The following is a 13091-nucleotide window of genomic DNA, read 5'->3' as shown; positions in this document are numbered from 1 at the left end:
GCTGCGGTCAAGCGTTTGGGATTATACGGCGAGATGCGTCCGCACGTCCGTAGCCGACCACATACTCCGCGACTTGTCCGAAAACGATGCCAAGCCCGCCCCAAACGATCAATTGCAGTGCTGCGGCGTTCACTCGGAATTCTAGGAGCAAGCCCCTTGGAAGGGCACGCGGGACCTCGGAGACACCGGGCATCGTGGCGATCCATACCGACGCGAGCGCGACAAACGTCGCGGCACCCGCACCCACGGCGAGCGGGAACGTTGCTCGATGCGCGAGGCGGTACGCGATCCACGCCGCCAGTATCATGGATAAAGCCGACGCCATCACCAGAACAAAGTAGGATTCCGTCCTGATGCCAATGGTTTCAGCAGTTCCTACACCGGGCGGGCTTGCCGGATATTTGAGCTGCGGAACCAGCACGAGCGCGATGTATCCGGCGGCCGCGAGCGTGCACACCATTGAGCGCGGACGCATTCTCAGCCGACCATGAAGAGACGAAACGCCAATGGCGAGGAAACCTCCCAGCGCAATGCAGTAGCTCGCGATGCCCACGAATAGGCCCGCGTTGCGCTGCACGCTGCGACCGACGCTCTCCGCGTCGGCGTCTGCATGCTGGTGGTGGGAAGTCTCCTCAAGGGCAATCGCGCGCTCGATTGACGGCTCGGAATACACACGGGCGAAAGAGAAGGCGATAAGGGCTACGATCAGGCCGGAGAGCATTCCCGTGATCAAAAGTCGCTGGATCATGACAGTCACCTCAGTGGCAAGGAAAGCCGAGGAGATGTCGGCCGTCGTGAACGAACTCATGCACTCTGTCGCCTTGGATCAGCGAAGTAGCACCCTGCTCCGCGCCTACGAAATAGAGGGCCATCAGGAGAAGCAGCCCCATGAAGAACGTCCAAGGAAGCAGCTCCCCCACAGAGATGGGCGTCGGGCTGGGTACGGGATGGACGACGATGTGGGTCATCTTGGGGTTCCTCTTTCGATCAAGACCAATGCGGCAGTCATCATGACCGCGTCCCAAGTGCGCGTTTATCGAAAGCGTACGATTTCGCACGACAGCGCCTGTGTTCCCGTCCCTGCGCGATCGCACAATTTCGAAAGATGAAATGCCGTCAACGGCCCTAGTGTTCGCAGACATCATGGAGGATCGGATGAAGTCCGCTCGAACACCAGTCAGCAAGATTTCAGGCGTCGTGCCAGCATGGGGACAGGTTGCCGTCTTCACGGTTGGCCAGCACGTCAGGGTATCGACCCGCGCGCCCGTCGGACATTACCGGGTGCCGACGTACCTTCGCGGCAAGACCGCAGTCGTCGAAGCAGTGATGGAACCGATGGCCGTCAACAACGAGGAGGAAGGCTTCGGCCGCAATGCAGGCACCGTCCGGCACTACTACCGCATCGCAGTGCCCATGACCGAAATCTGGAGCGCCTATGCGGGATCGCCAAGCGACAACTTACGCATAGAGGTCTTCGAAACCTGGCTCGAAGGAATAGGTGAATGACCGAACACGAACACCACGATCACGGGCATGATCATGACCACGCTCCTATCATTGCGGGCGAAGCGCCAGGCTACTACGACATAATGGAGACGGCATTCCGGGAACTCATGATCGAACGGGGCTATTTCAGAGCCGACGAGATCAGAAGGCAGATCGAAGTTCTCGATTCGAGGAACCCTGCTCTAGGTGCAAAGGTGGTGGCGAAAGCGTGGACGGATCCGGAGTTCAGAGCACGTTTACTGGCGAACGGCCGGACAGCCTGTGAGGAGTTGGGCATCAGCTTCTACGACGAAACCCAACTGATCGTGCTGGAGAACACTTCGAAGGTCCACAACCTCATCGTCTGCACGCTGTGTTCCTGCTATCCGCGCCCCGTCCTCGGACTGCCGCCGGACTGGTACAAGTTGAAGCCATACCGGGCGCGCGCCGTGTACGAGCCCCGAAAGGTGCTGGAAGAATTCGGCACCTACATTCCCGACGACGTCGAGATCCGGGTGAGCGACTCCACCGCGATCCAGCGATATCTCGTGCTGCCCATGCGCCCGTCAGGAACCGTGGATTTTAGCGAGGAACAGCTTGCTGACCTCGTCACCCGCGATGCGATGATCGGTGTCATTCAGATCAAGTCGCCAACTCAGGGAGTTCCGGCATGAGTGGCAGCGAACAACTGGTGAAGCGTCTGCCTAACGATATCGGCGGTCTGGAAGCTCCGAAGATCGACAAGGTCGAGCACGAACTCCTCCCATGGGAGAAGCGCTGCCACGCACTTGCGGACGTCCTCGACTTCCACAAGATCATCAACACCGAGGAGAAGCGGCGTGGCGTCGAGTCTCTCGGCTCGGAGTTGGTTGGAAAGTTGACCTACTACGAGCGCTGGATCGCCGCGTTTGCGAACATCGGGTTCCAGAAGCAGTTGATCACGCCGGAAGAGTTGGCTGCAAGGATGGCGGAGGTGGAAGCGCGATGGAGAGCAGACACCTGAGAGCTGTCCGGAGATCGTCGTGTTTCTTCGAGGACGACAGCACGGTATCCGTCCTCCGGCGATCGGCAGCAGAGGGAATCGGAACATTCCTTCTGATGGTCGCGGTCGTTGGATCCGGACTTCAGAAGGAAAGCTCCGTCATGTCGTCTTCCATCGCGATATCGGGGAGTCTGATAGCTCTGATATTAGCGTTCGGTGCGGTCTCGGGCGGCCACTTCAATCCGACGATTACGCTCGTCCAATGGAGGAGGAACCAACGGCGTCTCGACTGCACTGTCGGGTATGTCACCGCGCAGATCCTTGGAGGCGTTGCGGGCGCCTTGGCTTCGGGGCTGCTGTTCGGCGTGACACCCGGCAGCGCTACGTTCGATCCACCGAGCCTGTCCTCTTTGGCAAGCGAAGGGATCGCGAGCTTCGGCCTGATGACGATCGTCTTCTGCTCCACGAAGAGCACAAGCAAATTCATCGGACCGTTTGCGGTTGGACTGTGGCTGATGGCCGCGATTGTTTCCACGCCTACAGGATCCATCGCCAATCCCGCAGTAGCGATCGGCCTGCTTGCGGCTCCGGGCAACATTTCAGTGTTTGCTGTAGTCACCTTCATTGTGATTCAGGTCGCAAGCGGAAGCTTGGCTGCCCAGATGGTGTCGTTGTTCTACCCGAACCCGCGGCGACTGTGAGTCAGTCATTTCCGGCACTCGGGTTCAACGGCTTGGTCGCAATAGCTCTCTCAAGGAAGAAGACCTCAATGCCCAAGAGATACGCTTTTCGATCCCTTGTTTCCGGCTGCATCGTTTGCTGCGTGGGTGTGGCTGCCGCCGGCGACGCCGCGGAGAACGTGTCTCCAATCTACGGTGTCAGTCTCCCTGATGAATACCGCGATTGGAAGATGATAACGGTGGCCCATGAAGCCGGGAAGAACAATGACATCCGTGGCATCCTGGGAAATGACATTGCTGTGAAGGCGTTTCGCGAAGGCACGCGGCCCTTTCCTGACGGATCCGTGATCGCTCGCCTGGCGTACGTCTACAAATCGTCGCCCGAGAACGACGCGGTGTTCCCTGCGCCGCAATCGTTCGTTGCCGGAGATCCCACCAACGTCCAGATAAGCGTAAAGGACTCGAAGAGGTTCGCCGATAGCGGCGGCTGGGGTTACGCGCAGTTCGAGAATGGCATCGCTAATCAAAATGAAGGACTATTGAAGTCCTGTTTTGCATGCCACACTAAGCTTGATCGTTCGAAGGACTTCGTGTTCAGCCACTACTCTCCGTGACCGATGGCCAAGTTTTACTTTCACATCCGAACGCAGGAAAGCTTCGATCCGACTACGAAGGTTTCGACATCTGGACGGAAGACGGGACCGCCGAGGCGCTGATGACGAAGGAGGAGACGGATATCTGGATGAATGCGCCGTGGGAAGAGGCGCAGCATCTCGCGCGCCCGGCACCGGACGATGCAATCATGATCACGTCACACGAGCCATACGGATCCACCATCATCTCGAAAGAGGGTGAACCCGTCCAGGCCAGTCTTCTATGACTGCAGGACTGCTGTGGGTCGAAACGACAACCGACGAAGAAGCGCGAGCGCTCGATCGCCAGATGTGGGATTTCGCCACGCGCCAAGAACCAGGCGGCACGACGATAATGCAAGCTCCAGGGCCAGCTCCCGAGAACGGTGAGTTCTGGGCTGATGCCCTTGACCGCATCACGGACGATCCCGACCAGCGCTATGCCATGGCGCGCCGTCATCTGCCGCTGCCTGCAGCGTGGCGAGAGATGGCCGTCGCCATTCGCATGAAGATCCGGAAGGCGAGGAAAGAGAAGACGGGGTACGAAGATCTTCTACAGGAACTGCACCACCTTGCAGCGATGTCGAGCTATGCCGGGTATGGGCTTCGATCTCAGCGACGTTATTAACGGCAAGCGCCCTGCTTTAGAGCGGCTTGCCGAATTCGCCCAAGTTTCTCCGGAGAAGCTCTATCAGAATGCATTGATCAGCAAGAGCAAGTCACGCGCTATCATCCGCGGCGAACCAGTTCGCAGCCCAATCGTGCTGCGATATCGGACGCGGCTATGTCCCAAATGCATCCAGAATGACCGCCTGACCTCGACGGGCCCCCTCAACGCCGCCGCGTATATCCGCGTGCACTGGCAGTTTAGTTTCATCCGCGCCTGCCCTATTCACAACGTCCCAATTATCTCCTTGCCGGACCAGACTAACAGCAAGGTTTTTGATATTGCCTACCAACTCACCGAGTCCGCACTAATTATTCGGGAGGCGACCGCTTCTGAAGAGACCAGGCAATTTTCAGAGTTTGAGCAGTTTGCGCTCGATCGCCTAAATGGCCAGAAGGGACACGGCGAACTTCTCGACAAACTGCCACTGGCAGCGGCAGGGGACATATCAGAACTCTTCGGCATATTCACAACGTTCGGCAAGTTCGCCAACCTCGAAGCATATGACGAAACCCAATGGCATCTTGCCGCGCAGAGTGGATTTAACTTCCTGAAGCGCAACTTCGAAGGTGTCCGGGATTTTGGCAAAATAGTCGTCGGGGATCTCGACACCAGCCACCCGCTGCGGGGCGGCAACAATATCTTCGGCACGGTCAACCAGGCGATCGGAAAATCCCGGCCATACCCTGAATATGATATTGTGCGGGATGAACTTGTGCGCATGGCAGAGGAGACGTTGCCCCTTTCCCCGGGTGTCAAGATCTTCGGACGGGCGGTCGAAGCCAAACACGTGCCCTTTGAGGCGGCAGTGGTTCAAGTCCCTCAGACGCGCACCCACTTAAGAGCGATACTTCGACATATCGAAAATGCTGACGACGGGCAGTCAATTTTTCACGCCTCATCGGTCGAAGCTGCCGCAGCAATGTTTAGAGACCTTGTCCCGGCTGGTAAAGCTGCCCAGGTGCTTGGCATTGTGACAGGTGAAGTCTTCCGGCAGTTGGCCAAGGCAGGCATCGTGAAGCATGACGAGGTTTTCGCAGAGGTGACGTCAAGCACACTGAAGCGATACTCCATTGCAAGTCTCCATGAGTTAGTAGAGGCCGCTCAAAAGGTCGCGCCTGTCGCAGAACCCAACGGTCTCTCTCCTCTCACCACAGCGGTGTCGCAAGCTACCATCAAATACTTCCGCATCGTTGAGCTCTTGTTGGCGCAGGAGCTGACCACTGTCTTCTACGATCGAAGTGCCGTGGGGCTGGCGCAAATTCTCGTAGATCCGAACGAGATCCGCGCCTTGAGCGCCGTCGATGAACGCTGGGTAACCTCAGACGAGGTGGCGGCCGAGCTGGGAGTGGGCGTGCCGATCTTTCACACTTTTGTACGCAGCGGCCTAATCCAAGGGCATCGACTTGGAGTGTCGAGATACCGATCGAGGACGCTGTTCTTCGATCGTCAAGAGGTCCGGGCATTCCATGAGAAATATGTGTCTTCGGCTAAGCTAGGCGAAAACTACAATCTATCGAGCGCAGCCGTCTCGCGGCGTATGTTTAAGCTTCAGGTGCCGGTCGTAAGAGCTGACAACTTCGTGCTCTATCTTCGAACGGAAGCTGAGGCACTTATGCGCGAGAACGCGGGTGTACCCACCGACCAGCTCAGAAGACCCTAACGAACCGACTATTTACGCCGGACCGAACCTCCGTCCGCTAGCCTCGATCAGATCCGAAAATCGTTTCGCGCAACGCAATGATGCGGCCTCACGTTGGCAATGTCATCCATCGTGTCGTATGTGTCATAAAGCGTGTCGTATTGGTGCTTGCAAAGGCCTAGTTTTGCCGTCGATCGGTGTCAAACTCCGTGTCGCGAGTCATGATGCTATCACGCGTCACGCGACCTGACACAATGTCACCGAACATGACATTTTCCGGGCCTGCCCGGTAACAGCTCGCACTCACCGGCTTTTGCTGAAGAGTTCGTCCCGCTTCCCGCCAACAGGCCCCATCGTGTAGCCCTGCTCGGGTCTATCGGCGGCGAAGTTTCGGTGAGCGCCGCGAATGCAACGATTTCAAGAGGATACCTCGACACTTAATTCGAGACGCGGCAAAAACGGCGCTTCTCACGGGTAACTGCCAAACGACATGAGCCCCATTTTGCGAACGAGCATGAAGTGGCGCGAACGTTTCAGTGTGCGACGCCCGGTTTCTCGTGTGCCTTCACGATGGCGTCCGCTTCCTTGCCATATAGCTCCTCGAAGTGATCGAAGGTCTTGGAAAAATAACCAATGCCCTGCGTCGCCGAGCGCAGTGCCCGCGCCAGATCGTCAAGCGCGCCGCCTGGAATAAGTGCCCGGAAGATGTCCCATCCCTTAGCGGTTTCATCCCGGTCGAAACCGAGAACCTGACCCTTGAGAGCGGAGACGATCTGGACGAGGCTGCCGGAATAGATCGACGGAATGTGAATTTCGCTGCGGAAGACCGGTTGCATTAAAACGGCCGCCCCTTCGGAAAGCGCCTGTCGCACTCCCATTTTCGACGCAGTCCGGAAGGCGTGTTCCGAACTGTCGACGGCATGGTGCTGACCATCGTACAGCGTTACGCCGATATCGATGACCTGGAAGCCGAGCGGCCCTTTCTCCATCGCTTCGCGCGCACCCGCTTCGACGGCAGGGATGTAGTTGCGCGGAACGACGCCACCCTTGACCGTTTCGCTAAAAGTGAAGCCCCGGCCGCGCTCATTGGGGCGAATACTCAGCTTCACATCCGCGAACTGTCCGGCACCGCCGGTCTGTTTGCGGTGACGGTAATGAACCTCAGATGGTTTCGCAATTGTCTCGCGGTAGATCGGGCTGGGCGTTCGATCGGTTACGCCGATGTGAAAGACATCGGACAGCGTCCGGCAGAGATCACGCAGATGCACCGGCCCTTGGGCGCGGACGAGTTGAGCGCCGGTGCCTTCCTCCTGCAAGACTTTGAGACCGCGATCCGTCTCGGAAAGTTTTGCCAGCGTTTCGGAAAGCTTATTCTCATCGCGATCGCTGACCGGAACTAGGATCCTTTCAAGCATCGGCGTGGGTGGCTCCGTCCATTCAGGTGGGGCAACCACCGCGTTTGATGTCAAGAGCGAAGGGACGTGCAAGTGATCGGACTTGACCGTCGCAAACACATCCCCCGGCGCAGGCAGAACCGCCGAATTGGACCGCCCGTTTGCGAGATCCTGTACTGCGCCGAGGCTGGAGCCGCCCAGTGATGCGCCCTGCCGCAATCCCTCGCCAAGCGCGCGCACGAGCACTGTCTTACCGACATTCTGGCGATGGTAGGCATGGAAGCTCACGGCGGTCAGCTTGTTTTCATCGACATTGCCTGCACGAGCGAGACGCTGCCGAAGAACCCCTACCGGCGGCGCCTCGTGGCGCAGCGCCTTCATCAGCCTCATCACGCCGTTGCCGTGACTTGCGGCACCGATCAGGACCGGGATAATCCTGTTTTCCCTGAGAACCCGCGATGAGATGGCATAGAGCGCGTCGCTGGGCGGCTCGCGATCTTCGATCAGTTCCTCGAGAAGCCAGTCATCGAATTCGGACAGGTGTTCCAGGAGCTCGCTGCGCGCTTCGTGCTCGCGCTCGGCGGCGCTTTCGGGGATTGCGATCAGCGCCGAAGTCTGGCCTTCCCGGTAGCGCCACGCCCGTTCCGAAATCAGATCGCAACTGCCTATGATCCTGTCCCCCTCGCGGATCGGGATCTGGCGAAGCAAAAGCGTGTGGTTGGCGTAGTCTTGAAGCGCGGCGATCACGTCCCTCAGCCGCCCTCTCGGTTCGTCCATTCGGTTGATGAAGAGGATGCAAGGCGTCCCCGAGGCTTCGACTATCCGCAGATAGGGCGCGGCGAGTACAACTTCCTCGGGTGCCGATGAAACGCACAGGATGCAGGCGTCGCTGGCAAGAAGCGCGTGCTGTGCATGCGCCAACGCTTCGTTGGGTCCTGGCGCATCCAGCGCACACCACGCTTCGTTTCCAAAGGTGAATTCTGTGAGGTTCAATCCATAAGGGGAGCTGGATTTTCTCGGCGCCCCCTCCAGGGAGCCGAGCTTTTCCACGACTGTTGATTTTCCGGTCTGCGAGGGTCCAAGCACGGTAAAGCAGCGCATCGGCATTCCTCCAACTGCCATAAACACAATTTTCAGCCATCACAGGATGCCCTGAACCGCTGCAAGGCGCCAGAGGTGTTCAGTTTCACAACACTTTGACCTGGACTTGCATTTGAGGCTGATCCATTCTGTGGCTGATGTCCCATCGACCGCCAGTGTCTGAGCCGTTCCATGTTCAGCCTCCCTGCCAAAGGTGAATAACTGGTCCGCCTTTTGCCCTGCCGTCGTGGCGGTCTCTCCTCGATCAAGAACTCACAATCCGAGCGCCTTCTTGATTGCGTCGATGAGTACGGATCCCGCGAAGGGCTTCCGCAAATATGCGATACATCCAGCCTGCTCCGCCTCGGTCTGCAGGCGCATGTCTTCCAGGGCGGTGATGAAGATGATCGGCAGCTTCGCTCCAGCCCCTTTCAGCCTGCGCTGCAGTTCGATGCCGGACATGCCTCCGAGGTCGATGTCCAGCACGAGACAGTCGATCGGCGTCTTCGGATCGCGGACGTGAAAAGCTTCCGCCGAAGCATATTCGACAGCCGCAAATCCGTAGGCATTGAGGAGCCGCCCGACGCTTCGACGTAGACTCGCATCATCGTCGACGACAGCGACAGTGCGGCGCAGCTTTCCCACCTCATGCCCCCATGCGTGACAGTGCGCGAGATACGCAATTGTCTGTCATTGTAGGCGTGTCGGCGGTTGCTTGATATTGCCCTAAGGGGAAGATTGTCCGATCACCCCGGGGTCGCAGTACGACCGATGTCAGCGGCGATCGATACGACCTCCGCCAGCGAGCGTGCTCCGAGCTTCTCCATGACCTGATGGCGATGCACCTTCACCGTTCGCTCCGATATGCCAAGGGCATACGCAATCTGCTTGTTGAGATGGCCACGGATGAGCAGCCCAAAGACTTCGGCTTCACGCGCGCTCAAGCTCGCAATCAAGGCTCTCAGTTTCCGCAGACGGTCGTGCTCGGCCCGTCGCCTCTCATATTGCGCTAGCGCTCGCTCGATCGCCTCCATCAGCACCGCCGCCGAGCTGGTCTTTTCCAAGAAGTCCTGTGCGCCTGCTTTCATCGCGTCGACGCCTGCCTTTATGTCACCTTCGCCCGTCAGGAATACGACCGGGATAAGAGGTGCAAGCGCGGAGAGTCGATGTTGAACTTGCGGTCCGGATAAGCCGGGCATCTGCAAGTCAAGGAGAACGCAGCCGGGCTCGCAAGTTGGGAGGCGGTCAAGAAACTGATCTCCGGACTCATAGGCTTCAACCTTGAGACCAAAGGCGGAGAGCAGGCGTGCAGTCGCCGTTCGATAGGATTCGTCGTCATCGACGATATGGACGACCGGTTTCATCAGCCTCGTTCCACTCGTCGAGAAAGAGGCAGGACCACGCGGAAGATGGCCCCGCCTTCAGGCCGGTTGTTAGCAGAGATTGTGCCGCCATAGGTCTCGACAATGGCGCGCGCTATGGAAAGACCCAGCCCCGTGCCCGCCTGCTTGGTCGTGTAGAACGGCTCGAAGATGCTGGACAACCTGTCTTCGGGAATGCCGTTGCCTGTGTCCGCGACACAAAGCTCCGCCTTCTCGTTCGCCACTCCTGTCGCAAAGGTGAGCATTCTTTTGGCTGGAGCGTCCGACATGGCGTCCATCGCATTGGTAGCCAGATTGAGAACGACCTGCTGCACATGGACCTTGTCCGCCCGCACCGGCAGCTCCGTCGTCGGTCGATTTGTATTGAGCGTGATCCCCCTGCGTTCGGCCTCGCCATGAATGATATGGATTGCACTCGAAGCCACGTCGTTCAGGTCGAACTCCTGCCAATCGATCTCGCTTCTCTTCTTGAGCAATCCTCTCATCCGGCCAATGATGTCGCCCGCACGCTGATCGTCCTCCTGGATGTCGAGAAGTATCTGCTGGATCAACTCCAGATCGGGGCTGCCACTTCGCAGCAGCACCGACGCAGCCTCGGCATTGTTTCGGATGGCCGCCAGAGGCTGGTTCAGTTCGTGGGCGACCGACGAGGACAAGGCGCCGGCCGTTGCGGACTGGTTGAGATGGACAGCTTCGAGCAGGTGAAGGCGTGACCTGCTCTCCGCATCGTGGCGACGGCGTCGCTCGAGCAGCAGCGCGGCGATGATGCCCGCCTGCATCAAAACGACGGCAAACGCCCCCGTCGCCACCAGCCAGTGCTCCTCCCAAAGACTTGGCTCCTTATGCATCTGGACGGTGCCCGCAGGCAGGTTCCCCTCCGAAAGCCTCCAACGCCGGAGCTGCCGGGCATCGACAACGTATGTCTGCGGCGCTTGAATATCCGAGACCACCCGCCCGGCCATGAGATCGAGGACAAGATTTCCGACGGTGACGCCCAAAGTGTCGAATGTGACGGTATTGCCGCCGACGACGCCGTAGCCGATGTAGGTCTGATAGGGGGCATAGACTGGAGCGCTGGCCGTTGTTGCTATTTGCCTGATCGCCTCACGCGGGATGAAATTCCGCCCTGCCCGATCTTTAAACACCGTCAGCGCCAGGATGATGCTGTCGGGGGGGACATGGGCTGCACGATCGATGAATTCATCGATCGTCAAATCTTCGAGGTATGTCGTTTCGTACGACTTGGAGAACTTGTCGAGATCGGCGCGCGCCGTCGCCAGCCATCCTCGGTCGAACTCCGACGATCCGCCGATGATGTAGAGATGACGGGCACTGGGCTGCAGGCTGCGGGCCATTTCAGCCGTCTTCAGAATGTCGAATGTCGTGAACGCCCCGATCACGTCATCGGGTAGATCGATGTTCTCCGCAGTGGAGTTGCCGAAGCCTGCCGCCACTATCTTCGCATCGGGAGCGATCCTTGCGCGGTTGGTCGATATGAAGCTGGCAGACTCCTTGCCGAGCGCGACGACCACATCCGGGCGGTAATTGGCGTACTTCTCCGCAAGGTATCGCGCCATGCGCGCGACGTGATCAGATTCCGGGAACCTCGACAGATCAAGGAACTCCGAAAACAGGTCGATCCTGCTGTCTGTGGCTTGCAGCAAGCGGCTTCGCAACGCCTCTCCGGCAACAGTCGTCGCCACGAGCCTCTCGTCGTATGGGTAGAGAATGAGAACCCGTGGAACCCGATCAACGATTGCCTGCGACGTCTCCGACGCGATGGCGCAGCAGTTCGAAGCGATCAACAAAACCCACGCCAGCAAGACACCAGCGCACCGCAATCGACCTGCCCCCTGGCCCAAGGCCATTGGTCGTCCCCCCAAAGCTGCGCGACGATAACACCTTTTTGGTGTGGCGTCATCCGCTGCAAGCACCACTGTTGATTGCCGCTGGAGTTCTTCGATTCCCCAAAGGGCAATATCGGCGGAGGAACGCATTCGGTAGACTTGGAAAGCGCTGGGTAGAGTGCAACCCGCCGGGCGCGGGCTCTCACCTTAGGGGGTACGACCAATGTTTACTGTCCGCCACCTCGTCAACTTGGCACGGAGCGCGATCTCGATTGTCATCGCAGCGCTTTTCCTCGCGGCTTCGGCACAGGCCCAGAGCGACCCCCTGCCATCGTGGAACGATACCGCGCCCAAGGCAGCTATCGTCGCCTTTGTCGAGAAGGTAACCAAACCGGGTTCACCCGACTTCGTCCCCGAACCCGAACGGATCGCAGTGTTCGATAATGACGGCACACTGTGGGTCGAGCATCCCATGTACACGCAGCTTGCCTTCGCCCTGGACCGCGTGAAAACGCTCGCTCCGCAGCATCCGGAATGGAAAAATGTACAGCCGTTCAAGGCGGTACTCGAAGGCGATATGAAAACGCTTGCCGCATCGGGCGAAAAAGGTCTCCTGCAACTCATCATGGTCACCCACGCGGGAATGACGAACGACGATTTCCAGAAAGTCGTCACCGACTGGCTTTCGGCGGCACGCGACCCGAAGTTCAAGCGGCCCTACACCGAACTCGTGTACCAGCCGATGGTCGAGCTGCTTTCCTATCTGCGCGCCAATGGCTTCAAGACATTCATCGTGTCCGGTGGTGGCGTGGAGTTCATGCGGCCATGGACGGAGGAGGTATACGGCGTCCCGCCGGAGCAGGTCATCGGTTCCTCGATCAAGACGCAGTTCAAGATGCAGGACGACATGCCGACTTTGCGGCGCCTGCCAGAGGTCAATTTCATCGATGACAAGGCCGGCAAGCCGGTTGGGATCAACGAGCAGATCGGCCGCCGGCCGATTGCCGCCTTCGGCAATTCCGACGGCGATCTCGAAATGCTGCAATGGACGACGATGGCGGGAGCGCCTGCGCGTCTCGGCATGCTCGTTCATCACACTGATGCGGAGCGCGAATATGCCTACGACCGCAATACCGAATTCGGCCGCCTCGACAAGGCGCTCGACGCGGCGGCGATCACCGGCTGGACCGTCATCGACATGAAGGCGGACTGGAAGCAGATGTTCAAGGACTAAGGATGATGCGCCTCAAAGACTTGTGACAGCAGATTCCAAATGGGTTCATCAGGCGACGGGCATGCC

The 13091-nt window shown here is 58.7% G+C and carries 14 protein-coding genes and 1 pseudogene; 9 read left to right on the top strand and 6 right to left on the bottom strand.

The genetic code is table 11. The features are described 5' to 3' along the window. Positions 1 to 7 precede the first annotated feature (7 nt). Both AB8B33_RS25995 and AB8B33_RS25990 read right to left on the bottom strand, forming a co-directional pair. Complete coding sequence (locus AB8B33_RS25995; protein ID WP_439017567.1) at positions 8 to 748, bottom strand: CbtA family protein; 741 nt, start codon at positions 746 to 748, stop codon at positions 8 to 10. A gap of 10 nt (positions 749 to 758) precedes the next feature. Further along, positions 759 to 968: a CbtB domain-containing protein gene (locus AB8B33_RS25990; protein WP_439017566.1), complete on the bottom strand. Its 210-nt coding sequence runs from the start codon at positions 966 to 968 to the stop codon at positions 759 to 761. 187 nt (positions 969 to 1155) lie between these two features. Between AB8B33_RS25990 and AB8B33_RS25985 the strand changes: the two genes are divergently transcribed. The 8 genes and pseudogenes from AB8B33_RS25985 to AB8B33_RS25950 all read left to right on the top strand — a co-directional run bounded on the left by AB8B33_RS25985 (position 1156) and on the right by AB8B33_RS25950 (position 6109). Next, entirely contained in the window at positions 1156 to 1506 is a 351-nt protein-coding gene (locus tag AB8B33_RS25985) for an SH3-like domain-containing protein (RefSeq protein ID WP_439017565.1), read from the top strand. Then, complete coding sequence (locus AB8B33_RS25980; protein WP_439017564.1) at positions 1503 to 2159, top strand: nitrile hydratase subunit alpha; 657 nt, start codon at positions 1503 to 1505, stop codon at positions 2157 to 2159. Before AB8B33_RS25985 ends, AB8B33_RS25980 begins: the two co-directional genes overlap by 4 nt. Continuing rightward, a complete protein-coding gene (locus AB8B33_RS25975) occupies positions 2156 to 2488 on the top strand; it encodes a nitrile hydratase (RefSeq protein WP_439017563.1) in 333 nt (110 codons plus the stop codon). Before AB8B33_RS25980 ends, AB8B33_RS25975 begins: the two co-directional genes overlap by 4 nt. Next, the gene (locus tag AB8B33_RS25970; RefSeq protein WP_439017562.1) at positions 2470 to 3168 is read left to right on the top strand and encodes an aquaporin; all 699 of its coding nucleotides are present in this window, start codon (positions 2470 to 2472) and stop codon (positions 3166 to 3168) included. Before AB8B33_RS25975 ends, AB8B33_RS25970 begins: the two co-directional genes overlap by 19 nt. Before the next feature lie 68 nt (positions 3169 to 3236). Continuing rightward, positions 3237 to 3761 (top strand): cytochrome P460 family protein, encoded by a 525-nt coding sequence (locus tag AB8B33_RS25965; protein WP_439017561.1) that lies wholly within the window; start codon positions 3237 to 3239, stop codon positions 3759 to 3761. 98 nt (positions 3762 to 3859) lie between these two features. Further along, positions 3860 to 4027 (top strand): annotated as a pseudogene (locus AB8B33_RS25960) (SOS response-associated peptidase); the annotation flags it as partial. Next, a complete protein-coding gene (locus tag AB8B33_RS25955) occupies positions 4024 to 4407 on the top strand; it encodes a hypothetical protein (RefSeq protein WP_439017560.1) in 384 nt (127 codons plus the stop codon). The pseudogene AB8B33_RS25960 and the gene AB8B33_RS25955, both read left to right, overlap by 4 nt. After that, entirely contained in the window at positions 4379 to 6109 is a 1731-nt protein-coding gene (locus AB8B33_RS25950; RefSeq protein ID WP_439017559.1) for a TniQ family protein, read from the top strand. The genes AB8B33_RS25955 and AB8B33_RS25950 overlap by 29 nt, the downstream gene beginning before the upstream one ends. 512 nt (positions 6110 to 6621) lie before the next feature. On the opposite strand, the gene AB8B33_RS25945 is transcribed toward AB8B33_RS25950, so the two are convergent. The 4 genes from AB8B33_RS25945 to AB8B33_RS25930 all read right to left on the bottom strand — a co-directional run bounded on the left by AB8B33_RS25945 (position 6622) and on the right by AB8B33_RS25930 (position 11812). Next, on the bottom strand, positions 6622 to 8583 hold the full coding sequence (locus tag AB8B33_RS25945; protein WP_439017558.1) for an elongation factor G: 1962 nt from the start codon (positions 8581 to 8583) through the stop codon (positions 6622 to 6624). A gap of 252 nt (positions 8584 to 8835) precedes the next feature. After that, positions 8836 to 9207, bottom strand: coding sequence for a response regulator (locus tag AB8B33_RS25940; protein ID WP_113320630.1), 372 nt, complete (start codon positions 9205 to 9207; stop codon positions 8836 to 8838). 101 nt (positions 9208 to 9308) lie between these two features. Then, positions 9309 to 9926: a response regulator transcription factor gene (locus tag AB8B33_RS25935; protein ID WP_439017557.1), complete on the bottom strand. Its 618-nt coding sequence runs from the start codon at positions 9924 to 9926 to the stop codon at positions 9309 to 9311. Then, positions 9926 to 11812, bottom strand: a complete 1887-nt coding sequence (locus AB8B33_RS25930) for a sensor histidine kinase (protein WP_439017556.1) — start codon at positions 11810 to 11812, stop codon at positions 9926 to 9928. The genes AB8B33_RS25935 and AB8B33_RS25930 overlap by 1 nt, the downstream gene beginning before the upstream one ends. Before the next feature lie 202 nt (positions 11813 to 12014). Between AB8B33_RS25930 and AB8B33_RS25925 the strand changes: the two genes are divergently transcribed. Continuing rightward, a complete protein-coding gene (locus AB8B33_RS25925) occupies positions 12015 to 13025 on the top strand; it encodes an HAD family hydrolase (protein ID WP_439017555.1) in 1011 nt (336 codons plus the stop codon). Positions 13026 to 13091 lie beyond the last annotated feature (66 nt).

It is taken from the genome of Rhizobium sp. 768_B6_N1_8 (assembly GCF_051811225.1).
In the GTDB taxonomy this organism is placed as follows: Bacteria; Pseudomonadota; Alphaproteobacteria; order Rhizobiales; family Rhizobiaceae; genus Rhizobium.
The sequence above is the reverse complement of the archived record's forward strand: the minus strand, read 5'-3'. Positions and strand labels throughout refer to the sequence as shown.